Below are 26270 nucleotides of genomic sequence, written 5' to 3'. Positions count from 1 at the left end.
ATCTCTGCTGATGCTGCCTAATACAAAAGAGATTTGAAAACTAGTTAGATTATACCAATTTTTGGGATAAGCTCATTATGTAAAAATTATATTAAGCTTATAGAGAAGATAATTAAGAAACTGAGGTATATTCTATAATACCTGAACAGTTATTATTTTTTAAATATGGATAAGTTTATCCCAAGTTTTCTTTCGATTGCGAGTAACATATTAATATCTTCTTTATCTAAGCATTTTGAGTATGATAGCGATACTACGTATGCTAGCAGGAAAAACAAATAAATTATTAGTATCATATAAATAGTCTGTTCGAAAATATTTCTGATTAAATAAATAACTCCAATTAATAAAATAGACAGTAATGTAATTCTTAAATAATTTTGTGTAAAAGGGTGTATTTTTAAAAAATTATATAATTTTACAGTCATGTAGATTTCAACCAAGATATAGGATGAGGTTGAAGCAATAGCTGCTCCAACCATACCATAAGGTGGTATTAAAAGTATGTTTAATAATATATTCAAAAAAGCACTAATTAAAGTACAATTCATTAAAAATTTTGATTTCCCTGTGGACAACAGTGTGTAATAATTGACACCAAAATAAGAATTCATAATAAACCCAATTGCCAAAATCTGAAGGACAGTGCTCGCTTCAACATACCGAGAACCATAGAATAAATTTAGCAAAAATTCAGGAAATACAAATATTAAACCAAAAATTGGTAATGTCAATATAAAGCACCATTTAGTTGAGGATGCATTAATTACTCCAAGTTCTTTAATTTGATTTTTGCTGTATAATTGTGATATTATCGGAACATATAGAAATCCTAATGAATTTATTACAACAGAAAGGAGGCTTGCTATGGGGTATGTTGCATTATATGAAGCAACCACTTCTGTCGTTTTGAAATAACCTAGCATTAAAGTATCGGTCCACGACATCACAGTCAGCAGGATACTAACCACAAGTAGTGGTGTAGAATAGATCAATAAATCTTTTGTATTATGGTTGACTTTTATCTGATTCCATTTTATTGTGGTTGGCGGTTTCTTCAAAAAATATAAAGTTAAGGCCAAAAAAGTAATTAAAATAGATAAAACATAAGTATAAACCAACTGAATAAATGATAAATGCAATAATACTGCTATGCCTAAAAAAATGATGTATGAAGTCGGTCTTAAAATATTGTTAAAATAAACTTTTATCGTGGCATTATCAAATCCTCTAAATATTGATACAAGTACATTAACCAAAACGGTGAAGGGAATTGTAATTGCCAAAATATTTAATATTAGTGAAAGATCCACTGAATTAAAAATATCTGTAGCTATGTAATAGGATGTTATAATAATTAAAAAAGTAATCAAAACAGTAGCAACTAACGAGACTAATAATGAAGAAAAAATTATATCATGGACACTATTGCCATCATTTTTTCCTTTAAAATATGCAATCTGTCTTGCAGATCCTTCTTTTAAGCCTAAAGAGGATATGGTGATACAAATGGTCACTATAGTGAGTGCCAAGGTATAAATCCCAAATTCATTCTGAGTGGTGGCTCTTATAAGAATAACTCTGCTTAAAAATCCAACAACTAGACTAATAATCGTTCCGATAAATACAATCGTAGAGCCTTTGACAATTTTTTGGAGCGATTTATTTGTGACTTCTGACATATTTTTCCGAGATAGACATGCGCTCTCCATGGATATAAATATACGCATTACTAAAGGCAACTAATACTCAGAATATTTTATAAAAATAATCGAATTATTTTAGTTGTACTTATAATTAGCCACCTATTCTTATTCTAGAATATCCCTCTCAAATTCAAAGAAATCACTGTGCCTGTACATGTTATGAACATAATATTATATGATGTAGCCATAACGTTCATATAGGGCTCATATTTCATAACTCTATTTATATCGAAAATACAATATTGTGGACGTAATATTCATGTAATATTACCTGCTGTGCGCATAATGTTCATATAGACCCACATTTAATAAATCCGTTTATATCAAAATGGTGGGACACAAAAATGAAAATTGATTTAAAAATAACATTAGTGATTATATGTATAATGTTTATAGGCACTGCAACAGCAAACACCATCTTTTCTGATGATGGTATAATTATATTTGGTGAACAATTAACAAAAGATGCAACTATAACTGTTGGGAAATCGGGTGCAGTTGATTATCTGACATCTGATTATGCAACAGATGATGCATGCATTCAGGCAGTTCTAAATAATGCAAACAGTGGTGACACTATAATAATCCGTGAAGGAGAATATAATATTGTAAACCAAATATCACAGCAGAACAAAGATTTGAATATAATTGGGTCAGGTGATGTTCTGTTTAACATTAATACCGGTGTTGAAAATGAACCTGCGTTTTATTTTTACGGTACAGAAGTTGATAGTAAAAATTTAGCAAGTAGTGCAAGTAAAGGTGACACCACTATTGTTTTGATTGACGCTTCAAAGGTACAACAATTTGATTTAATTAAAATTTGGAAAGATGTGCAATGGTGTCCAGATGATTATCCCCAACAGAAAACAGGGGAAATGTATGTTGTGGACAGTGTGAGTGGAAACACAGTTACATTAAATCAGCCATTAATACGGGATTATTACATAAGTGACATATCAAGAACAAACATATATCGTCCAGTAAGTATAACAATTGACAACCTTAAATTCCAAAATGCAGATTCAACAGGTGATCTCGAGGGTTTAGCGTTAAAATATTGCAAGGATTCAATAATATCAAACAGTTGGTTTAATGATAATGGCCAGGCATCGATTCGATTGTTTACATGCTATAATGTAGATATTAACAATAATTATATTCGAGATTCAAGTAGAAATGGACGCGGATATGGGATATCAATAGCAGATGCATCTGCATCCATAAAAATCCATGATAATCAAATAGAGAATTGCCGCCATGCTATCATGAGCGGAACGGGGCAATACAATGCACTCAACCGTGGTATCATAATCTCAAACAACATTTTGGTTGGATCATCTGTTACGGATGCAAACGTGATTGATGCACACCCCATGGCCATAGATTACACAGTCACAGGCAACACCATTTATCCTCATTCCAATTTAAATGCATTCTATGACGGCACATTGGATTCGGTATTCTCTGACAACTATGTATATGGAGGCGGTGGTGTGAAACGCCGTGGTAATATCGACAATGGCCAGCATATTATTGCAAACAACCATGTTGAGGGCGGTAATTTATACCATGGTGGAGGAACTGGTGTAGGGAAAAGTCTTACAATCACCGGAAATTACAATTTTGACAGTGATTACGGAATGTACCTCAACAGCGAGGACTATCAGACCATAGTGATTAACGGGAACACATTCAATAAGCAGTCTGAGAACGGGATAAATCTCGTGATGCAATCGAGTACTACTGAAACGATGAACGTTGTAATTTCAAACAACATTATTAAAGATGCCCAGAAGAACGGGATGTACCTGAAACAAAATAGTGCCAGTAACACGATGTATTTGAATGTTGACGGAAACATAATCAACAATGTAAATATTGCAAACGATTTCTACAATGGAATCACTCTGTTGGATGTCAGCAATGCCAACCTACATGGAAACCAAATATTCGATGACAACGGAAACATGTATTATGGGATTCGTGAATACTCTTTAAGCAACTGGAATTATATCCATGACAATATGATAAAAGGTGGAACCGGCCATATCCAAGTAGTTGGCGTAAACACAATAGCAAGAGATAACATCGAACAATGAGAGAGATAATAAATGATAAAAATATTTATAATTTTTTTATTGTTACTTTCAATCCCCTTAGCTTCTGGTATACAAGTAGACAATGGTGTTATTTTCAGAACTACAAGTACGAGTGCAAATTACTATATGAATCAAACATTTCACTTTACAAACGTAATTATTTATCCTGCCTCCTTATGCCTAAATTCAGGCAACATCACGGTTAATCCGAACTACAATTGGATAAACTTCTATCTCGAAGATATTGGGAATTTGAAATTTACAATAAATGAAGCCGCAAATGGCATAACCATACAAAATGGATTTGCTAATTATGTGATAGCAGATGATGAAGATTATTTATTAAAAAAACAGTCAAATGATGAAATATATCAGAGCGTTATCGCATCTTCAGGTGAAATACAATTTACAAATATACCAGCTGGTTCATATTATATAACAAATAATGGTTTAGATAGTAAACCCATCGCTTCAGCAGGCCTCAATCAAACTGTCACCTCTGGTGATACTGTATCCTTGGACGGATCGGGATCCACAGATGATGTTGGCATTGTATCTCATGTATGGGACTTTGATGCCTCTGATGGGATTCAGCAGGATGCAAACGGTGCAGCTGCCCAGCACATCTATGACACTGCAGGAACCTATACTGTAACCCTGACAGTAGCAGACACCAGTGGCAACACAGACTTTGACACTGCCATCATAACTGTAAATGATGGAAACTCCGTCTCAACACAGAATCTAGTATATGATAACAGATTGCGTGAAGCATCTCCCGACGCTACCCTTGCAGAGAGCAATTATATCGACATAGGGCATACTGATGGTGTCGGTCATTACAGGGATGTCATGTGGTTTAACCTAAGTACGTACAATACCACTGATACAGTCTCTAATGCAACCCTTTCGTTATATTGGTACTATCCTGAAAACAGTCCGCGCAACCAGGACACTGTTGTAGAGGTCTACAGGGCGGCAGACTGGAATTCTGATAATGTAAGCTGGAACAACAAGGCAGCTGGCACTCCATGGGACAATGTGGGTGGAGATTGGTTCGATAAGAACAATGTAGCCCAGGGCCGTGAGCCTTATGCGTCAATAATGTTCGATGCAAACGATGTGCCTGATAACAGGTACTATGAGTTCGATATCACAGAACTGGTGCAGGATTATGTCAGTGGCGAATACGACAATACCGGTTTCTTCCTCAAGGCACAAAATGAGTATGACAATTACATAGCATTCTACAGTTCTGACTGGAGCAATGAGGACCAACGTCCTAAACTAACCATCACTCATATCCCAGATACTGAACCTGTGAATAACAATGCACCTGTCCTGAATTCTATCGGTAACAGGACCGTAGAGGTAGGAAATTCGCTGAGTTTCATGGTCAGTGCCTCAGATGCTGATGGTGATGGCCTTGCCTACTCTGCATCAGGTCTACCAGGCGGTACAACCTTTGATGGCGCATCGGGAAGTTTTTTCTGGACACCAGTTGTAGATCAGGTAGGCACCTACCAGGTCACTTTTGAAGTGACAGATGGGGACTATGTCGATTCTGAAGAAGTTACCATTATTGTTAATGGAAACCCTGCTACAGCACCAAGTCTGATGCATGACAACCGACTGCAAGAATCAATTCCTGATACTACCCTTGCAGAGAACAATTATATCGACATTGGTAACCTTGATGGTACAGGTAATTGTAGGGATGTCATGTGGTTTGACCTAAGTATGTACAACACCACTGATACAGTCTCTAATGCTACTCTTTCGCTACATTGGTACTTCCCTGCAAATAGTCCACGTAACCAGGACACGGTTGTAGAGATATACAGGTCAGCTGACTGGGACCCATGCCAAGTAAGCTGGAACAACAAGGCAGCTGGCACTCCATGGAACAACGCGGGTGGGGATTGGTTCGATGTGAACAATGTAGCTCAGGGCAGTGAGCCTTATGCATCAATAACGTTTAATTCAAACGATCTGCCTGATAACAGGTACTATGAGTTCGATATCACAGAACTGGTACAGGATTATGTCAGTGGCGAATACGACAACACTGGGTTCTTCCTCAAGGCACAAAATGAGCATGACAACTATATTGCTTTCTACAGCTCTGACTGGAGCAATCCAGACCAAAGGCCAAAGCTCACCATCGATCATTCAACAGAAAGCGATTCTGCAATTGAACCTGTGAATCCATCAGATGTGAATAAAGATGGAATCGTTAATATTCTGGATATAACGCTGGTTGGCCAGAATGTCGGCACCTCTGCGGAGAGTAGCCCACGCTGTGATGTTAACCAGGATGGTCTAATAAACATTCTGGATCTCACAGTTGTTGGACAGCATTTTGGTGCTGTAAATTGAGGCGCAAATCTTGCGCCATCTTTTTTTATTTGTGGTTAATGAATCGGAATTGTTTTTTTTGCTCGAGACATGTTATTGTCGGCTTAGAATGGAGGGATTTATTAGCTAATCTGAATTCTTCCTTTTCAAAAAAATATCCCGGATAGATTTATATCTTCAAATGTTTTATCTATTAACATGCCCTATCCAATCGCACATGCTATGTTCTTCGTAATCTGCATCTGTGCAGAAGGAGTCTATGTAACCTTTGCATCACTCCTTCGCAAAGAACTTTCATTCCGAAATGGCATACATGTTCTGTTGCTTCTGTTTGTGGGAGGTTCAGGTGCACTATTCCCGGACCTCATGGCCGTTTATAGTATCCTTGTAAATGGTACTATGGAACACTGTTGAATCGGTCCCATCGCAACGCATTCACTGCTGTTCAGTTCTTCTGCAATCATATTTGGACTATTTGTCGGATATGTAGTATATCGGGATTTTGGCAAGGCGGCATACATGGGTATTTTTGTCGAGTCTGCGTTCCTTTCACATCTGTTGCTGGACGATTTTTCCGGATACGATATGCACTATTTTTATCCAATATAAAAGGAAACGATTAGCATATTTTCGCATTTGGATGTGGAATTTGCAAGTGTTGATTTCGTTCATTACCTACTGGCATGTTATGTATCGATTATCTTTATCTGCTCTGATGATGATGGCATTGTTTGCATTGAATCATCTTGGTTTTGAGTTCAGGTACAGACTGAAAAGTGATCTCATCTGTATATGAAATTATTATGTGAACCTGAAAAGAACCAAAATGAAATGCGATTTTATTGATAATATGTCGTGACAGATCAAAAGAGAAGAATGCAAACTAGATCTAATATCCAACAAAAAAATGACAAGGGAAGCAGAAAATACCCTGCTCAATCATTTTGGTTCTTCTTCAACATTCAACTTTTTGATAACTCGAACCGGAAAACCCAAAGCAACACAATTTGGAGAAATATCACGACTAACTACAGATCCAGTTCCTATTATAGAATTATCTCCGATCGTAACCCCTTGAGTAATTATACATCCCGGATTAATACAAACACCGCGTCCGATCTTTATGGGTGCCGTGGTCCTTGGATACGCATCTCTTGTAGTCAAACTACCTCTTGAGTGAGCAGATAGTATACACTGGTCACCAATTTCAGCATAATCACCTATTGTAATTAATTCAGGATGAAGTCTATCAAAAACTACATTATAACCGATGTATGCATTATTTCCAATATTTACACCTCGCATTTTATGCATTTTCGCTCTCCAGGAGGGGACAGGACAACTTGATGCAAGTTGCTCTAAAAACCAGTTTTTAGCATATTTAATTCCGAACAAAACTTTATTACTATGATAATATTCAGCTACTTCATCATAAGTTACTTTATCTCTATTAGATATCATTGTCATTACCGGTTTAAAATATGTTGTTCAATTTATTTAACGCTGGAGGCCCTTTGCGAGAGCTGGGAGAATGCATAAGATCGTGATTATTTGTTGGTGTAACAATGTTTTTGTGAATCGTAGTAAGCGTCACTTTTCCTGCATTGAACATCTCTTTACCCACTGCTTAGATCCTTTAACATGATTTTCTTTTTGTACTAATATCCACACTTCATTTTGCTCTGCAATAATTATGCTGAGTTTCCGTTACAGGCAATTTCCTGAAGCCGGCTAATGTTAATTTTATACTGATTCGAATCAGTAACAACAGCAAGTATGTATTTGTTGTTTATAATATAATTAGAATGGCAGATATTGTAAAAATCTAATTCTTTATTCAAATTAGAAAAAATGCTCTTATTCGAAAACTTACAATATGCTTCTTTCAGGGTCCATATCTTTAAAAGCTCGTGAACATTCGCATGGTTGTCGGCATGTAATATTGTTGTGTGCAGATATTTTGAAATGTTTGTAAGGGCACGCAATTTTCTAATTTCGACATCAATACCGACCTCGATCTTTGAGATCGCCAGGGTGACAATATTTTCAGTATAGGAGATGCAGATATGTACTTCTTTATGGTCACTTACATGGACTCTTCCATATTTGTCTGTATACATGGATATGTCAGATACGGCTCGCTCTTTGAGGAGGCGACACAGGACATATTTCAAAACCATTCTGGATGTAATGTATCTTTTTTTGAAATACTCGGTTTGCAATCTTTCCAAATGTTCCTTTTCAATGTCATCCAGATGGTCTGTATTCAATTTATCATAGTCATTCAGATCAACTATAAGGATAAGAATGTCATTCTGTTCCCAAAAGTGGGGTATATGCTCCAGAGAAACAGTGAATGGTATTTTTAAATTGTTAGTGTCCATACCAGTTCTCCTATATATGCACACAAAATACCGCATTTCCATGTCCTCTGGATCATGGATTACCTCCTTCTATAATTATTGTCTCGGATGTTCAGTTAACATCCCCTCTTCCAATACCTCGATAAACGAACCCACCATCAATAAATTCTTCAGGCTTTATCACGTTCCTGCCATCCACAATAACAGGCTGATCTTTACCCATCATTGCCTTTACATCAGCAGGATTCAGCTTGAAGTATTCGGAGTGACCGGTCAGAATCACGACTGCATCAGCGTCTTTCACTACTGATCCCATATCCTTCTCGATCTCAACATTTGGATAGTTTAACACATGCGGATCGTGTACCATCACTTCAGCACCGGCTTCCATAAGCAGGTCCCTGTATGGCTCTGATGGTGGATTCCTTGCATCATCAGAGTCGTTGATGAAGGCCCAGCCGAGCATGGCGATCTTTGAGCCTTTTATTTCCTTTCCAGCATTTGCAAGGGCTTCTTCGGTGAGTTTGAACATGTGGGCGGGCATGAAATCGTTTACCTTGCGGGCCAGGACGTAGATGGAGTCGGCGTTCTCTGGGTAGTCCAGAGGGGATTCTCCTGCTATCTCTATGCCGCGTTCAAGGTGGTAGGTGTCTTTGGTTAAGCAGTGGCCGCCTACTCCTGCTCCGGGCCAGAGGATGGCCCTTGTGATACCTTCGCCTTTCAGGCTGTCTATTCCGGCACGTACATCGTAGAAGTTGATGGCCATGGACTCGCAGTAGAGAGCGAGCTGGTTGGCTGCTGCGATCTGGAGGTCACGGAAGGTGTTCTCAGCGGTTTTGGTGACCTCGGCGGCGGTGGCGGACATTGGGATGATCTTTCCCTTTGTGAGGACCGGGGAGTATAGTTCGATAGCTCGCTTTGTACTGGCCTCGTCTATTCCACCGACTATTCTGTCGTGCTCCTGGATGTTCTTGAGGAGTCTGCCTACCATTACGCGTTCAGGGGCGTGTGCCAGGGCGAAATCCTCTCCTGCTATCAGGCCGGACTCTTCCTCGAGGATGTCTTTGGCCATTCCTTTGGTGGTTCCGGGGGTGATGGTGGACTCGAGGACCACCAGCATGCCGGGCTTGAGGTACTTTCCTACATTGCGTATGCCTTCGATGAGTGCTCCGAAATCAGGGATGAGGTCTGCAGGGTTCTCGAATGGTGTCTGGATGGCAAGGGTCACTGCATCCAGTTCTGCGATCCTTGAGAAGTCAGGGGTGCACTCGAACTTCTTGGTATCGGTGACTTTTCTTAAGAGGTCTTCAAGGCCGGGTTCTTCGCCTTTTAGGGGGCTTTCACCGTTGTTGATCATGTCGATCTTGTAACCGGATGAAGCGGAGTTCCTCTGGAATCCCAACACCTTATCAAAGCCATCGACATCTGCAAAAAGAGCAGCAGCAGGAATGCCTACATATCCCATGCCAAGTACGCCTATCTTTTTGATGGGTCTTCTTGCGTCCATTATCTTCTGTAACTTATCACTCATAGTATCAACCTGTGTTATACGTGTTATAAATGTGAAAATTCAGTTTGTAGCGATCACAATTGGATCGTCTTTTCCTGTTTGTATGAATCAATGGCAGCCATGCAGGCTTCAAGGGCATGCTTGCCGTTCTCTCCGTTGCAGTGTACCTTTTCACCTGTGCTCACACATTTGATGAAATACTCCAGCTCGTTCCTGAGAGGTTCGGCCTTGTCAACTTTTGCTTCCCTTATCCAGTTCCCATCATGCAGCTCTAATGTCTGGTTGATGTAGTCCAGATATGCCACGCCTTTAATTCCTACGGCTGTAAGGTTGCGTACCTTGTGTGGGGTCAGCCAGTTGGTATCCACAAGTCCTGTCAGGTCATGGTCGAATCTCAGGTGGATGGACGCATGATCCTCGAACGGATGTATGTCCGCACCTGCGATAGCATGAACGTTGTTAACTTCAAGGCCGTATAGGTATGAAATGATATCGATGTCGTGTACTCCGATATCCAGGATAACGCCCACATCCCTTATCCTTGGATTGTATGGGCCTACCCTTCGGGTCGAAATGGAGACTATCTTTCCAAGCAACCCCTCATCCATGATCTCCTTAAGCTTGATGACCGCTGGATTGAACCTCTCGATGTGTCCGATCATCAATGCTTTTCCTGCATTCTTTGCAGCCTGTATCATTATATCTGCATTTTCCGGTGTATCTGCGATGGGCTTTTCCACAAGCACATTAGCCTCTGCTTCAAGAGCATCGAGGCATACCTGCTTATGGAGCTTTGTCGGGACAACGATGCTTACAGCATCAAGGTCTTTCCCGAGCAACCTCTTGTAGTCTGTAAAGGGTTCTGTGTCATATTTTTTGGATAGCTCTTTCACCCTTTCCTCATCGATATCTGAGATGCCGACAAGCTCCACGCCTTCCATCTCATGATATATTCGTATGTGGTTAACCCCCATAGCTCCGGTTCCGATTACTCCTACTCGTAACATACTTACAACTCATTAAAAATATATTACTATGTATATATAATTATTATGCCAGATGGCAAAATGTCTCTGCACATTTTTTAATATCGCTATGTATCAAAACGGCACAATATTGCTGCTGCCACTGCTACTAGGCATATCCTTGCTCTTACTCTTCAAACAGCAACCAAGCGTGCAAAACAGATCTCTCTTAGCTACGCGCTTATCCACCACGAACTTACTGCCACATATAGGGCATGTCTTCTCTATACTGATCATACTTACCACCACTGGGCGATCCTTTTGGGATTACCACCCTTACACCCGCTATACTAATTGGTCTAAAAATATTTAAGTGCTTTGGACGTATTATTTTGAATGTATTAAAAAAGAAATATAAATACTGATGACAATTAGTCCTTTTGTAATGTGGGTGTGTAGTAGTTCACGCCTGAAAGCTATCTCCCTTGAGCTTCAAATGCCCGTGCACATCTATCTCTCCCTGGCCTATTCGGGTGGATGATATGGGGACATCGTCATCCGCCATCACGTAGTTTATGCTCACTATCTTTATTTCAGCTCTTCCGGCAGCCTTTCTTATCTCGTTGATCTTCAGGGCAACGTTATGGGTCTCAGGGGACACCACTATGAACTCGTAATCTTCTTCAAGGGTTGATCCGTAAGGGTCTTTCAACGTCTGTATATTGTACCTTTTCTTAGATATGTCAAGTTGTTCGATAAAAGAGGTCAGATTCTTCTTACGGGTTGCGATATCGGGTATGTTCCTGTTCTTCTGTCTGACCATCTCATCGGATGCCAGGCCAATATCCACAATGTCGCCTTCCGCCATCTCGAAGGCTTTTCTTATCAGTGCCTCATGGCCATCGTGAAGGAATTCAAAGGTTCCTCCTACCGCTGTTCGTCCCATCGCTTGCAAAAGGGTTTCGTATCACATAAGTGTTATGTTGTTTTGGCGGGTGTGAGCTCTCTTTTGTAGCGTTAAATTTTGATATTTGGCATGTGTTTCTAAGACATAGGATTCAAGTTATGATTTACTTCTGTTATATTTTTGTTTTGGACTCCAAGTATCTCTAACTTTTTTCACGATGTTTGATTGGGCTGGATAATTTCAATTTATTATAATTTCCCTACAATATACTCGCTATTGGGAAATAAACTAATAATTTTTACTGAAAATAAGCTCAAATTTAAGGTTAAAAATAGCATCGTTGGACAAAATAATAAGTTATTCCAATCAAAATTAACTTTTGAGATAAATAAAACAATCGTGTATAATAATATTTACTGTATAATAGATAATTGAAATTGCGTTCAATGGTAGTATTACTGTGGAAATGAAGAAATAGGTGATGTGGAAGAACATTTTATTGAAAACAGCGACTAAAAATACCTGAGATTAAACCTTATATTGATCAAATCCAGGATGAATTTTTATTACATAGTTATATTTTGATTTTTTTGTTCATAAGCTTGTGCCACATTACTTCATGCCGAACATAAAACGCATGACACTTACTCTTTTTACAAAATACTCATACACAATCATTATCGTTACAAACGAAAATGAACTGAGAATTAGATATTTAGTCGGCATGCCAATTTCCCATTGTGCTATCCAAAAACCGATAACTACAATCACAACTTGATGAAGTATGTAGAATGGCAGGATTGCTTCATTCGCATATTTAAGTACAGGATGATTGAAACTTAGGTATCTGCTCCCAAAACCGAATATTGCCAAAAGCCAGCACCATGAAACAATTGCTTTCAATACTTCTTGATACTTAATCACAGATTCAAGATCATATAAATAATTCACAATCCATAACAAAGTGATTCCAACTGCTATAATCAGAGCCTGTATCCTGTGTCTTTCTAAAACATCACTGAGCCTCGGAATAAGTAAGAGGAAATATCCTATTATAAAATAGACGAGGTAGACCAACAGGCTGGAACCGGCAAAGGTAGGAGTGCCTATTATAAAAATATCCCTGTATTGCACTACAAATAGCCTGATCAGGATAATAAATGCTGCCAACAGAAAAATGGCTCCTGGTCTTGTTAAAAATGATGTAACGTTAGAAACAATACTCGAAAATCGTTGTTTTCTGAAAGTCATGAATAAAGGTAAAGTCAGCACCGAAAAGATGAATAAGGTTCCCAGGTACCACAAATGCAACCCAAAAAATGCAAAATTTCCTCCGAATGCATATAATCCGTTAAAGTAATGTGGATAGAATTCAACGAAAGAACTGCTGAACTGGCCTTGTGTGACACGTTTGATGTATACTTGGGCCGGCACGATAATAACAAAAATGCCAAATATAAAGGGTATTAGTAACCTTTTGAACCTCTCAATGAGATACCGCTTCGTTGATCTCTTGGTGAGTGAATAATATGAGGACATAGCGGAAACTACAAAGAATAGAGGCATTATCCATAAATCCAAAAACCTCAGTACTATCGTGATAAAGGGGGAAAGTGCGTTATTCTTTACATACCACTCAGAAGGACTGAAGAAGTCGCAACAATGATAGGTAAAGATGATCAACATCCCGAATATACGTATCCAATCGATATAATAAAGTCTTTTTGGTTTTTGTTCGGTGGCAGAAGCCTCATCAAGATGAAATGATTGCATCGTGTATCCCTATCCTCACTGCAATCTCTGCTAGAAACCCGTAGCACTATCATCCATCATGGTTTTAATCCTCAAAGCTCATCGCATTTTACAATAGACTAAAAATAATTAGTTAAATGTTAACCCCGTTAACTTAAAATGTTAATACTTGTATAAAAAGTTTCTGAAATACGTTTCATCGAACATAGTACTTGAATAGTGCTTATGGCTTCAATGGTTAGATTAAAATTATAATGTCTGAGTAGCAATTCAGCCTTGAAACAAGGCTTGATGCAGTAGAAAAGAAGCTCTAAGATCTCTTTGAATCGCAAAAAAATCAGATGGTTCTGGTGAATTCGAACACCTGTCCTTTGCCTTGTGAATGGGATAATTGTCGAAAATATAATTTTTCCTTTCTCAAAATACCGAGCCTGGTGGGAATTAATGCTGAAGTGGTACAGGATATATGTCTTAATGATTTTTGGACTCTGTAGAAATCCTCATTTGAATAATAAAAATAATCCTGACATACTGATCAAGGTTATGCACTAATACTTTGAATTTAATCTCTTTTAATTGATTCCAGCACTTTTTTGCCTTAATTTCCCCTCCATATTTTCTTTTAAGGACAGGGAACCTCGTTTCTACCAGATTTCTGTTATGATACAATGTTTCATCAAACTCTAACATCATTTTTCTGCGGAACTTTCCTTTGATCATTTTTCTTTTCTTCTGTCTCAAAGGAATCATGGCGATTGACCCTAGTTTATCCCTTGCAAGAGAATGTATATCTTCAGAATAGTAAGCCTTATCCATTACTTCGACAAGTTCAACAATATCTCTATAATCTTCATTAAGATACTCTTTCAATAAAACCAATGTCAATAGCTAGTGTTGTGTATATTTTCTTTTGGAATACTTGCAACTATAGATCTGAAGGTGCGAGTTACCTGATACAATTAGTGCTGTATCAATAAACTTTAAGTATTTGTTAAACAAAACATAATCATCCCCTTTGTGTTTTTTGTGCTAAATAATACTCAGGGGATAATCCTTTTTAAAATTTTATGTGAAAATTAAATGGAAATAGGTTTTCTACAGAGCCCGTTTTTCTTATTTGTAATCGCCTTTAAAAATGACTTATTTATTAAAATTTTTTCGTTGCAGACTTCTAGCCTCGAATGAGCATTCAGAGTAAACGGTTTACATTATTTGTTCTAACTTTTGAAAAAGTTAAAACAATAAACTGCAAAGTACTGTTCTTTCTTACGACCGAAATACCTTAACAACGGGCAACTTACTGCTAACCGAGCATCTGGAATTTCTGATAGTTTTTCATTTCGAATACTTTCACCTTGCTTAGCTCACGTATATATAGTCCTGGGGAATAAATGAAGAACAAATGTGCACACATGAACAAAAGAAACTAGTGCACCTCAAGGAGTAATTAAAAATGACAGAAGTATTATTGGAAGATCTTGATCACGTAGGACCGGCAACAGCACAGAAACTCAAGGATGCCGGATTCACTACCATTGAAGCCATCGCTGTAGCCTCTCCGGCAGAACTTGCCAACAGTGCGGAGATCGGGGAATCCACGGCTGCAAAGATAATCAACGCTGCCAGGCAGTCGGCGGATGTCGGTGGATTCGAGACCGGCGACCTTGTTCTTGAAAGGCGGAAACTTGTGGGCAAACTGTCCACCGGGTGTACGGAATTCGATGAGATGATGGGTGGTGGGATAGAGACCCAGTCCATCACGGAAATGTATGGGGAGTTCGGGTCTGGAAAGACGCAGATCGCCCATCAGCTTGCTGTGAACGTACAATTGCCTCCCGAGCAGGGCGGTCTTGGTGGCTCTGTGATCATGATCGATACCGAGAACACCTTCAGGCCCGAAAGGATCGCACAGATGGTAAAAGGTATCTCTGATAAGCACGGCATCGAGTACGACCCTGAGGAATTCCTCAAGAACATCCATGTGGCACGTGCCTTCAATTCCAATCATCAGATACTTCTTGTGGACTCTGCCAATGAGCTTGCCAACGAGCTCAAAAATACCGAGATGCCAGTCAAACTTCTTATCGTTGACTCCCTCACTGCCCATTTCAGGGCCGAGTATATCGGCAGGGGTACACTTGCCGACAGGCAGCAGAAGCTCAATAAACATCTTCATGACATCCTGCGTTTCGGTGATCTTTCCAACGCATGTGTGGTGGTCACCAATCAGGTAATGTCAAAACCTGATGCTTTCTTCGGCGATCCCACAAAACCAATAGGCGGTCACATTCTCGGCCACACTGCCACCTTCAGGCTCTACATAAGGAAATCCAAAGGCGAGAAAAGGATAGTCAAGCTCGTGGACTCTCCGAACCTGCCGGACGGCGAAGCCCTCATCACCGTCACAACAGATGGTCTTGGGGATGCCTGAGTAAACAATTATATGGTTCTTCGTCATATCTGATGGCATGGTCCTCAAAGCTATTGTCATTGATATTGACGGAACTATAACCAATCCGAACAGGTCACTGGACCTCGATGTCGCAAAAAAATTCCGCGAATTGAACGTGCCGGTGATCCTGTCAACAGGTAATCCTCTGTGCTATGTCCACGCCGCTGCAAAGCTAATAGGCATCAGCGGTATCGTAATAGCAGAGAATGGAGGTGTGGTCTCCACCGGTTTTGACAGTCCCTCCATCATAGCCGAGGGTAAAGAAGAATGCGAAAAGGCCTATGAGCTGCTTTCTCAATATCATGATCTGGTGAAGCTCGATGCTGCATATCGCAAGACCGAGGTCGTACTCAACAGGGATGTGGCAGTCGAAGACCTCCGCAGTACCCTCACAGAGAACGGTGTCGATATTGAGATCATCGACACAGGTTATGCCATCCATATCAAAAGCACTGCCATGAACAAAGGTACAGGGCTCTTGAAAGTGGCAGAGCTTATGGGCCTTGACCCCACGGATTATCTTGCCATCGGTGACTCATGTAACGATGCCGAAATGATGCAGGTCGCAGGGTTCGGTATTGCAGTTGGCAATGCAGACGATGAAGCCAAACAGGCTGCAAAATACATGACCCAAGCTTCCTTTGGAAAAGGAACTCTTGAGGCCATTGAGTATGCTATCGCCAATGGCCTACTCTAAATAAAAAAGGGAATTACAGGTTGTTGCGTGGCAGGGCTTTCGCCATGAGCTTATCAACAACTATGTAATCCTTGATAGCACTGACCGCATCAAAAGATACGATGATGTACTGTCCGTCCTTTTGATATTTGGAAGTGTCCAAACCGATATCCGGCTTTATGATAAGGTTTTCCAACTCACCGGTCTTATTTTCCATCACTATATTGTTCAGTACGCCTAGCTCGGTTCCATCCGTGGCCATTACCTGTTTATTGGTCAGGTTCTTTGCAAACACTTTTGCCATCCTTTATCTCCCTTTGAATATTTAGTAGAATCTTTACATGTAACCCATATAAGAACTTGTTTCTTGTTTATGAGTTCCACCCTTAAGTTTATCCTGGACCTTGTTATAGAATTCGGCCATATCCTCTGTTATCGTGGGCTTGACCTTCTCGATTGCAGCAAAGAAATGCCTTGCTTTGACCTTCTCTGCCTCAAAATCCTCGCGCAGTGCAAGCATTGCAGCCTCTCTGCATACGGACTCAATATCTGCCCCCACATATCCTTCGGTCATGGTGGCAAGTTCCTGAATACTTACATCGCTATCTAAAGGCACTTTGCGTGTATGGATATTGAATATGCTCTCTCTTCCCTGGATCGTGGAGCTGCCTACAAGTACCAGTCTGTCAAACCTTCCTGAACGCATCAGGGCAGGATCGAGCATATCCGGTCTGTTGGTAGCGGCAATAACCACTACTTCCTTTAGAGGTTCCAGTCCGTCAAGCTCTGTCAGCAATTGATTGACGACCTGTTGTGAGCTTCTTCCGGTCTCACTATCTGCCATCCTCGTTGTAGCAATGGAATCTATCTCATCGAAGAAAATGATGCAAGGGGATACCTGTCTTGCCTTCTTGAATGTATCACGTACAGCCTTCTCGGACTCTCCCACGAACTTTGAAAGCATCTGAGGTCCCTTTATGCTAATGAAATTAGCATTCGCCTCATTTGCCACGGCCTGTGCAATAAGGGTCTTTCCGGTGCCAGGGGGTCCATATAGTAAGATGCCCTTGGGTGCCTTGATCCCCATCTCAATTATCCTGTCCGGACGTTTCAGTGGCCACTCAACTGCTTCGACTATCTCCTGCTTCGCATCATCAAGGCCGCCCACATCCTCCCATGTGATGGAAGGCACTTCCACAAGCACCTCTCTCATGGCAGATGGTTCAACATCCTTAAGTGCCTCTTCAAAATCATCCGCCTGGACAATGAGCATTTCCAGAACTTCCTGTGGGATCTCATCCTCATCAAGATTTATCTCTGGGATGATCCTGCGCAGTGACCGCATTGAAGCTTCCTGGACAAGTGAAAGCAGGTCCGCACCCACAAAACCCTGGGTATAGGTGGAGAGATGTTCAAGATCTACATCTTCTGCAAGTGGCATTCCCCGAGTATGTATCTGGAGCACTTCCAGCCTGTCTTCGCTATCTGGCACACCTATCTCTATCTCACGGTCGAATCTTCCCGGTCTGCGAAGGGCCGGGTCGATGGAGTCCACGCGGTTGGTGGCTCCGATGACGACTATCTGTCCTCTCTCATCCATGCCATCCATAAGTGTCAAAAGCTGGGCCACTACCCTGCGTTCGACCTCGCCTGTCACGTTCTCACGTTTTGGTGCAATGGAATCTATCTCATCTATGAATATGATGGAAGGTGCATTCTCTGCCGCTTCCTCGAATATCTTTCTCAGGCGTTCCTCGCTCTCTCCATAGAACCGTCCCATTATCTCAGGACCGGCAACATAAAGGAAATTCGCCCTTGATTCATTGGCAACTGCCTTTGCAATAAGTGTCTTTCCTGTGCCTGGTGGCCCATGGAGGATGATCCCTTTAGGAGGTTCGACATTGAGCCTCTGGAAGATCTCATGATGCTTCAGAGGCAGCTCTATCATCTCGCGGACCCTCTGGATCTCGTCCCCTAGACCGCCAATATCCTCATAAGTGATGCCGCTGGCAGTGTCCTCATAACCTTCCACCGGTTTCTGGCGCAGTTCTATCTCTGTATTCTCATTGACCATCAAAATGCCTTCTTCAGGCTCGCTTTTAATGGCAACAAGAGGTATCGCCTGATTTCCTACTGATTGGGTCATCGAACTTGTTATCGGGATTACATCGCCTACAACGAACGGACGTTTCAGTATGTTATGCTTGATGATGGCGGTTATGTTGGATCCGAATTCCATCATCACACCTTCAGGAGGTGCCAGTATGACCTTCTCCGCCACAAGTACCTCGGTCTTCTGTATGTGAACCCTTTCCCCAATGCCTACCCCTGCATTTTGACGGGTGAACCCATCGATACGACCTATCCCCTGTCCCCAGTCCTGACGGTCTGCACGCCAGACCTTAGCTGCGGTCCTCTTTTTCCCAACGATCTCCACTATGTCCCCTGGGGATAGCTGTAAACTGAGCAAGGTGCTCGGATCAAGACGTATGATACCCCGTCCAAAATCGATTGGATGTGCTTTTTCTACTTTGATCTGTAGTTCTTCCATTGGTCTCATCCTTAATTGTTTTATTATTTTATCTGTTCCAAGACATAAATAATATGTGGTTCTATGTCATGTTTTTATAATTTTATAGAAGTTAATATACTTATAATGGCATATTTAAGTCTGCAGTTTAGATCGAATTTGTTTTGGCTCTTAATATTGGATCTCTTTTGATCTCTCTTCTGTACCTTTGTCACCATCAGCAGTTGCTGATATGCAGATCTAATGGATGTATGATCCATGTTTAACAATTCAGAAAATCAGCTCTGGTGGATGCCGGGTATGTGTCGTAGCGATCGTAGCTATTACTAAAAAGGAAGTGGCATTGCAAATAACTCCGCAAATTTATATGTATAGAGCTAAACGATGAAGAAGCTGTATATCCTGTGCAGGCCACATCTCCTATGGGAATTCAATTTAAAATGAGGCAACTCTCAGCCTCATCATATCTCATTTTTCCAAAAACTGTTCAAGTCCTTTTCTCAGATCCACTTTCGGAGCGAATCCCAGTTTCTCAGCCTTTGAGATATCGGCTACACTGTGTTTTATATCTCCTGCAAGTGGTTCCTTATGGTCAGCCTTGACATCCTTTCCGAATAGTTCTATAATGATCTCTGCAAGCTCATTGATGGTGGTAGCCTTGCCTGTGGCTGCATTGAACGACTCTCCAATGGCCGCTTTCTTCGAGATCATAAGTTCCACCAGGTCCACAATATCCTGGACATGGATGAAATCCCTGGTCTGCTCTCCATCTCCAAATATCATCGGTTCAGATCCTCCTGAGACTTTATCCATGAACTTTGATATAACTCCTGAATACGGGTTCGAGGGGTCCTGTCTGGGGCTGTATATATTGAAAGGCCTTATGCAGGTCGTTGGTAATCCGTATGCCTTGTTATACATAAGGCAATATTTTTCTCCTGCAAGCTTACTGGCACCATATGGTGATAGTGGCTCCTGCGTATGTGTTTCAGTTATCGGCACTTCCACGGGGTTTCCGTAAGTAGCAGCTGAACTGAAATATACAAATCTTTCAATATTCGCATGGCGTGCTTCCTCAAGCAGGTTCAACGTACCCATAATATTGTTCTGTGCATCGAAAATAGGTTCGTTCATCGACCTTACGACGCTTATCTGGGCGGCAGTATGTATGATCACATCTGTATTTTGTACATGTTCCGAAACATCTTCCCTTATATCTGCCTTGATCACGGATACGTCTTCAGGAACCATCTCTCTTGTAATGGAGGAATAGTTATCGAGTACCTTCACTTCGTTATCTTCATGGAGGTGATCGACAAGATAGCTTCCGACCTGGCCCAAACCGCCGGTAATAAGAATTCGTTGCATATCTCTGAAAATGGTTTTCTTTTATATGGACTTTGTGAATCTGGGTTTAATATATTAATCTCCCATTATTATGAGTATCATAACTTCTTTAAGTCCTTCATAATGTTAATATAGTATTATGTCACTTGTATATATTGAGGACCATTACAGTTCTCTCCTCTCTACATTATATGTGGTGTGGTACAAAATAGAAACAAAGGTTACGGTGGTACGGCCTTTGTTGGTGTCGATATTATCGAAACCAAAGTGGGCTTTGTGGTGAGGCCCGCTTACATCCCCTCTTTATAATTCTTTGTTATGGCTCATTATCGGTCATCAATTGTGGTCGCCTTGTTCATTTGAATTCTCTGGCGATCGACAAGATAATTCCCTAACTGATCTAAATAATACTCCATTGGCTATCTCTAAATATAGTTCTCTTATCTATGGTCTTTGTGGGTCTAAGATTAATCTATATTTATCCCATTATGATGATTACCATCACTTCTTCAAATCATTCCTAAAGTTAATATAGTATTATACCACTTGTATATATTGGGGACTATTGCAGTTCTCTTCCTTCTACACTATGAGTGGTGTGGTACAAAATCAAAACAAAGGTTGCGGTGGTACGGCCTTTGTCGGTGTCGATATTATCGAAACCAAAGCGGGCTTTGTGGTGAGGCCCGCTTACATCCCCTCTATTTCCCATTCTTTGTTGCGGGCAATTTTCGGTCAAATTTGTTCGAGTGGATCTCTTCTATTCTCTTGGGTGGGTGTTTTTCCGACTTCGATTTTTACTTCGGCACCAGACACATCATAATGATAATAATTATAACTTCTAAAAATCATTCCATAAGTTAATATACCATTACTGTATATTTTATTTTATTGTACGCTTAAAGCTACTGAATTGACCCGGTGGTGATGTCGTACAAGAAAAACGATTCGGTTTGTGTCATTACTATGCACCGGACCAGGGGGCACACTTTGCCCCCATCATCCCCTCTACTTTTCTCAATGTTCTTAACTTTCAATAAGTTTCAGAAACATCGTTCTGATCGAAAATATATCTAAAAAGGAATGTGGCAGTATCTTCAGATCTTTTCTGCCGGTGGTGCGGTGTTCAATTTCACGTACTTAACACCTTTAAGTGCCATTAACCTCTCATCCATCTCTTTGACGAGTTCTCCTTCACCGTCAAAGATAACGACTTCCAGGCAGTTATCATGGTCAAGGTGGATATGTACTGAGGACTTGATCAGGTCCGAGTAATCATGCTGGATATCCGCAACAGCATTTGAAAGCCCTCTTTTTGTATGGTCGTAGATAACGGTAATAGTTCCTACTCGTCTTCCCCTTATGTCGCTCATCCATTCATACTGATTGATGTAGTTGCGTATCGAATCCCGTATTCCTTCTGAACGTGAGGAATATCCTCTACCCTCTATAATTGAATCAAATTTATTCAAAAGATTGTCTGGGAGTGAGACGCCTATTCTCATTAGTTCCTGTTCCATAATTTCACCTGTACTGAAATGGACATAAAAGGTAATAACATTTTGTACCACTCTTATTATTTTAGTTGTTATTTCATCTCGAAAAACGCACGAGAATATATATTTATATTTAAGTGTGCTATATGGTATCCATAATTAACAAAATATAGACCATACATATTTGGAGATCAAATTCATGAAAACAGAAGAACTTTACTCAGGCAAAGCAAAGACCATCTATAAGACCGAAAATCCGAATGAGCTTATCTCAGAGTTCAGGGACAGCCTCACAGCTTTTGACGGCAAGAAGAAAAGTGAAGCACCTAACAAAGGCTACTACAATGCTCAGATCTCAAAGAAGATCTTCGAGATGCTCGAAGAAGAAGGTATCAAAACACACTACCTTGGTATGGTTTCCGGCAATGAGATGCTCGTGAAGAAAGTTGAGATCATTCTCATCGAAGTGATTCCAAGGAACATCGCAGCCGGTTCTATCACTCGCAAGTATCCTGTTGAAGAAGGTACCGTATTCAAAGAGCCTGTCATTGTATTCGATTATAAGAGCGATGAATTCGGTGATCCTATGATCAACGATGATATCGCAGTTGCAATGGGTATCGCAACGCGTGAAGAGATCGACTTCATCCGCAGCATGGCATTGAAGATCAACGCTATCCTCAAGGGCTATCTTGAGAGCAATGGTTTCCTGCTTCCTGACTTCAAACTTGAGTTCGGTAGGGTGGACGGCGAGATTGTCCTTGCTGACGAGATATCCTGTGACACCTGCAGGTTCTGGGACGTTGAGACCGGTGAATCCATGGACAAGGACCTGTTCAGGTTCGATAAGGGAGACCTTTCAAAAGCATATGAAAAGGTTGCACGCAGGCTTGTTCCTGAAATATTCGAGGAGTAAATGGATAAATATGATGTTATTGTGGTCGGAGCCGGCGTGACCGGTCTTCTGGCCGCACTTACATTATCAAAGCACGGCAAAAAAGTGCTGGTGCTTGAAAAACAGGACTCCGTGGGGGGAAACTGCAACAGTTACACAGTGGATGGTTATCAGGTAGACACCGGTCCGCATGCGATCACTCATCTTGCAGAAGGTCCGCTCAGGCGGCTCATGGACAATTATTTTGATTACCAGCCTGTATTCGAGGACTACGGTCAGTATTATGTAAGGACCGAGAATCGTTTTCTAAAAGTTCCCTCGACGATCAAAGAATTTGTCACATTTGACGTTTTTCCCAAACTTGACCGTCTTGCGATCACTCAGTCGATCACGAAGTCTCTCACGATGGCCTCATTTGGTTTCGACCTCTCGGACCAATCGGTCTATGATTCCCTTCCTGCAAACCTCTCAAAGGACACCTACGACTTCGCAGATGCTATATCCTACTTCCTTTCCGGACGTTGTATGAAAGAAACATCTGCACAGAGGGTGCTGGCAGGAAGCAGTTTTGTAAGGGACAGTGTGACCCAGGAACAGTTCGAAGAGATCATCAAACAGGAATCCACTCCTCAAACCGAATCCATACTTCAATCTGTACTCTCTTCAAATCTCCACCTGTCCCTCCATTCAAGGATAAACTTATCCTGCCTCGGAAGACTTGCTTCCAACAAGGTCAGTCTTTCTCAGGGGTATCCGCGAAAAGGCCTGAAGTCCCTGCTCAATGCAATCCTTTATTCTCTTCCATCATCCGTGGAAATTAAGACCGGGTGTGAGGTGCATAAGATATTCACTGATAAAGGAAAAGCCTGGGGTGTGGAGGCGGACAATGCCTATTGTGCTGATCTTGTGATCTACACAGGATTTGCAACATCCCTTCCTACTCTGGTCGAAGATCTTCCGGCATCTTACAAAGAGCTGCTTGACGGTATCGTTCATTCTAAGAGTCTCACATTATGGCTTGGCCTTGACAGAATGATGGATGAGTTCAAATATGTCGGTTCTGAGATCTGGTTCAAGGACACCCCTTACTGGGCGATGCCCACAAGCAATTATGATCCTTCTCTTGCACCTAAGGGAAAACAGCTGGTAGGCTTTGCTTTCTTCATGGATGAGGGCAACGATGAGTCCAGGGATATAAAGAACGCCTATGAGACGATCTATCGCGCTATCCCAAACATCGAGGACCGTATAGAAATGAAACATCAGCAGGTGATCGTTCCTGAAAAAGCTGCAGTGACGCTAAATGGAAAATTTGCCGATATCCGTACTCCGGTAAAGAATCTTTATGTTGCAGGGACGGATACCGATAAACGCAGCATGGGAGTGACTCGGGCTGCATATTCTATACTTGAAATGTTAAAAGTATTGAACGAGGACGGTAATCTTCACTGATCACCGTCTGATTATCATCGTTCTGAGCCTGTCGGCAGCATGTTCGGTCTTATCTGCAATGTCTGCAATGGTTCTGACAAGTTCGATAAGATGGAACACTCCGACAGCACCAAGTTCCTTTTCATGGGCATATATGTCTTTGACAAGGTCCTTCTCGATAAGGTCTGTTATATGCTCCATCTCTTCTATCTGCGGAACGAGTGACAGGGCCTCCTCTACCTCGCGTTTGCTAAAGGATGTTTCAAGGAGCTCGCTCAATGAGTCTACCAGCGTTTCGTATATCTCCACTGTTTTCAATGTCTCTGCACTGAGTTTACAGAGCTGGTCCTTTATCCCATCAGGCATGTCGCATTGTCTCAGGGTAAGTATATATGCAGCTTCCTGTGCCACATCTGCGATGGAGTCCTGTGGCTTTAGGAAGTTCAGCAGGTCCTCTGCGTTCACAGGTAGCATTATCGAAGACGAAAGCTGTCCTCTTATCGTCTGTTTGATAATGTCCGCTTCATGCTCGATGTTGTCGATCTCATGGCTCAGTTCTTCAACAAGTGGCATATTAGTGCAATATGCATTGACTGCCTGATCGAGCTTTCTTACTGTCTCCACACCTTTTGATGCGTGCAGGTAAAGCGGCTTAAAAGGTGATCTTGCAAATACGTTAAGTACCGAACGAATGTATTCCCTTTTCATTATAATCCAACCCCTCTTAATGCTAGGAATATAAGTGCTGATGTTACTGCTGCTATAGGCACGGTGATTATCCATGACATGGCTATCTTTCCGATAACACTAAGATCGACTGCGGCAAGACCGCCTGCAAGTCCTACTCCTATCACAGAACCAACAAGGGTATGTGTTGTGGATATGGGCAGTGAACTGTAGCTGTGAAGGACAACAACAGATGCTGTAGCTAATTCTGCGGAGAATCCTCTTGTAGGCGTCAGTTCAGTTATCTTTGTGCCTATGGTCTCTATGACACGGTATCCCCATGTGGCAAGTCCGATGACCATTCCGACACCACCGACCATTAAGACCCATACGGGTATGGTCAGGTCAGCTAATCCCAGGGCGTTAAGTCCCGCATATAGCGGTCCGACAGCGTTTGCCACATCATTGGATCCATGTGCGAATGCAATGAAACATGCAGTACCTATCTGAAGTATCACAAATTTCTTTTCTATATTATATGGATTGTCCGTCTTCTGTAATAACGTCAACCGTATGATCGTGAATATTATATATGCCAGAACAGCACCCAATATGGGTGAGACCAGCCAGCTGCCTACTATCTTTGTAAGCACTACCCAGTTTATATCACCATATGCGATAATTCCCTGGTATGCGGAAACAATTCCGAAACCAAGTACAGATCCCACGATCGAGTGCGTGGTAGAGACTGGCAGATTATAAAATGTAGCGAAAGTGATCCAGAAACCGGCTGCAAGGATAGCTGCCAGCATTCCCACAGCTACAAGGTTCGGATCTATCAGCTTAATACTGTCAATAGGTACGATGCCTTTTGCAATGGTCGATGTGACCCTCTTACCAAAAAAGACAGCACCAACGAATTCAAAGACAGCTGCCACAAGTATTACCTGTTTCAGTGAGAGTGCTCCACTCCCCACTGATGTTCCCATTGCATTAGCAAGATCGTTCGCTCCGATATTCCAGGCCATATAGAGGCCTGCGAGTACCAAAAGGACCACAATTGGATTTAATAGATCTATCATATTTCCTTCCTTTGATCAAGTATTAAGGCTGA

20 protein-coding genes and 1 pseudogene are annotated in these 26270 nt (G+C 41.2%); 7 read left to right on the top strand and 14 right to left on the bottom strand.

Annotated features, from left to right (window positions below; translation table 11 throughout):
- Positions 1-152: 152 nt before the first annotated feature.
- On the bottom strand, positions 153-1682 hold the full coding sequence (locus AC20MK_RS10635; RefSeq protein ID WP_487355778.1) for a flippase: 1530 nt from the start codon (positions 1680-1682) through the stop codon (positions 153-155).
- Between the two features lie 368 nt (positions 1683-2050).
- On the opposite strand from AC20MK_RS10635, the gene AC20MK_RS10630 reads away from it, so the two are divergent.
- The 3 genes from AC20MK_RS10630 (at position 2051) to AC20MK_RS10620 (ending at position 6580) form a co-directional block, all read left to right on the top strand.
- Positions 2051-3808 carry a right-handed parallel beta-helix repeat-containing protein gene (locus AC20MK_RS10630; protein WP_487355777.1) on the top strand — a complete coding sequence of 586 codons (1758 nt, stop codon included), beginning with the start codon at positions 2051-2053 and terminating at the stop codon, positions 3806-3808.
- A 12-nt stretch (positions 3809-3820) separates the two neighbouring features.
- Positions 3821-6187 (top strand): disaggregatase related repeat-containing protein, encoded by a 2367-nt coding sequence (locus tag AC20MK_RS10625; protein ID WP_487355776.1) that lies wholly within the window; start codon positions 3821-3823, stop codon positions 6185-6187.
- Between the two features lie 177 nt (positions 6188-6364).
- The gene (locus AC20MK_RS10620) at positions 6365-6580 is read left to right on the top strand and encodes a hypothetical protein (RefSeq protein WP_487355775.1); all 216 of its coding nucleotides are present in this window, start codon (positions 6365-6367) and stop codon (positions 6578-6580) included.
- Between the two features lie 525 nt (positions 6581-7105).
- Here the strand turns inward: AC20MK_RS10620 and AC20MK_RS10615 are convergent.
- The 7 genes and pseudogenes from AC20MK_RS10615 to AC20MK_RS10585 all read right to left on the bottom strand — a co-directional run bounded on the left by AC20MK_RS10615 (position 7106) and on the right by AC20MK_RS10585 (position 14662).
- Complete coding sequence (locus tag AC20MK_RS10615) at positions 7106-7627, bottom strand: acyltransferase (protein WP_487355774.1); 522 nt, start codon at positions 7625-7627, stop codon at positions 7106-7108.
- A 230-nt stretch (positions 7628-7857) separates the two neighbouring features.
- Positions 7858-8550 (bottom strand): 4'-phosphopantetheinyl transferase family protein, encoded by a 693-nt coding sequence (locus AC20MK_RS10610; protein ID WP_487355773.1) that lies wholly within the window; start codon positions 8548-8550, stop codon positions 7858-7860.
- A 91-nt stretch (positions 8551-8641) separates the two neighbouring features.
- A complete protein-coding gene (locus AC20MK_RS10605; RefSeq protein WP_487355772.1) occupies positions 8642-10060 on the bottom strand; it encodes a nucleotide sugar dehydrogenase in 1419 nt (472 codons plus the stop codon).
- Between the two features lie 53 nt (positions 10061-10113).
- Positions 10114-11046, bottom strand: coding sequence for a UDP-N-acetylglucosamine 3-dehydrogenase (locus AC20MK_RS10600; RefSeq protein WP_487355771.1), 933 nt, complete (start codon positions 11044-11046; stop codon positions 10114-10116).
- Between the two features lie 421 nt (positions 11047-11467).
- A complete protein-coding gene (locus AC20MK_RS10595; RefSeq protein WP_487355770.1) occupies positions 11468-11950 on the bottom strand; it encodes a phosphopantetheine adenylyltransferase in 483 nt (160 codons plus the stop codon).
- A 573-nt stretch (positions 11951-12523) separates the two neighbouring features.
- Complete coding sequence (locus tag AC20MK_RS10590) at positions 12524-13684, bottom strand: acyltransferase family protein (protein ID WP_487355769.1); 1161 nt, start codon at positions 13682-13684, stop codon at positions 12524-12526.
- A 450-nt stretch (positions 13685-14134) separates the two neighbouring features.
- Positions 14135-14662, bottom strand: a pseudogene (locus AC20MK_RS10585) (transposase).
- 454 nt (positions 14663-15116) lie between these two features.
- On the opposite strand from AC20MK_RS10585, the gene radA reads away from it, so the two are divergent.
- Both radA and AC20MK_RS10575 read left to right on the top strand, forming a co-directional pair.
- Positions 15117-16094 carry a DNA repair and recombination protein RadA gene (gene radA / locus AC20MK_RS10580; RefSeq protein WP_172362476.1) on the top strand — a complete coding sequence of 326 codons (978 nt, stop codon included), beginning with the start codon at positions 15117-15119 and terminating at the stop codon, positions 16092-16094.
- A 37-nt stretch (positions 16095-16131) separates the two neighbouring features.
- Complete coding sequence (locus AC20MK_RS10575; RefSeq protein ID WP_487355768.1) at positions 16132-16812, top strand: phosphoglycolate phosphatase; 681 nt, start codon at positions 16132-16134, stop codon at positions 16810-16812.
- Between the two features lie 13 nt (positions 16813-16825).
- Here the strand turns inward: AC20MK_RS10575 and AC20MK_RS10570 are convergent, their stop codons facing one another.
- The 4 genes from AC20MK_RS10570 to nikR all read right to left on the bottom strand — a co-directional run bounded on the left by AC20MK_RS10570 (position 16826) and on the right by nikR (position 22188).
- The gene (locus AC20MK_RS10570; protein ID WP_487355767.1) at positions 16826-17095 is read right to left on the bottom strand and encodes a PRC-barrel domain-containing protein; all 270 of its coding nucleotides are present in this window, start codon (positions 17093-17095) and stop codon (positions 16826-16828) included.
- A 33-nt stretch (positions 17096-17128) separates the two neighbouring features.
- Complete coding sequence (locus tag AC20MK_RS10565) at positions 17129-19342, bottom strand: CDC48 family AAA ATPase (RefSeq protein WP_487355766.1); 2214 nt, start codon at positions 19340-19342, stop codon at positions 17129-17131.
- 447 nt (positions 19343-19789) lie between these two features.
- A complete protein-coding gene (locus tag AC20MK_RS10560; protein ID WP_487355765.1) occupies positions 19790-20689 on the bottom strand; it encodes a GDP-mannose 4,6-dehydratase in 900 nt (299 codons plus the stop codon).
- Between the two features lie 1076 nt (positions 20690-21765).
- Entirely contained in the window at positions 21766-22188 is a 423-nt protein-coding gene (gene nikR, locus AC20MK_RS10555) for a nickel-responsive transcriptional regulator NikR (protein ID WP_487355764.1), read from the bottom strand.
- Positions 22189-22363: 175 nt separating this feature from the next.
- On the opposite strand from nikR, the gene purC reads away from it, so the two are divergent.
- Positions 22364-23080, top strand: a complete 717-nt coding sequence (gene purC / locus AC20MK_RS10550; protein WP_487355763.1) for a phosphoribosylaminoimidazolesuccinocarboxamide synthase — start codon at positions 22364-22366, stop codon at positions 23078-23080.
- Positions 23081-24511, top strand: coding sequence for a phytoene desaturase family protein (locus AC20MK_RS10545; RefSeq protein WP_487355762.1), 1431 nt, complete (start codon positions 23081-23083; stop codon positions 24509-24511).
- Here the strand turns inward: AC20MK_RS10545 and AC20MK_RS10540 are convergent, their stop codons facing one another.
- Positions 24512-25198: a TIGR00153 family protein gene (locus AC20MK_RS10540; protein WP_487355761.1), complete on the bottom strand. Its 687-nt coding sequence runs from the start codon at positions 25196-25198 to the stop codon at positions 24512-24514.
- Positions 25198-26238: an inorganic phosphate transporter gene (locus AC20MK_RS10535; protein WP_487355760.1), complete on the bottom strand. Its 1041-nt coding sequence runs from the start codon at positions 26236-26238 to the stop codon at positions 25198-25200. The genes AC20MK_RS10540 and AC20MK_RS10535 overlap by 1 nt, the downstream gene beginning before the upstream one ends.
- Between the last annotated feature and the right edge of the window lie 32 nt (positions 26239-26270).

The sequence above is a fragment of the Methanococcoides sp. DA23 genome (assembly GCF_057593895.1).
Note: the sequence above shows the minus strand (reverse complement) of the source record. Positions and strands in the feature narration are given on the sequence as shown.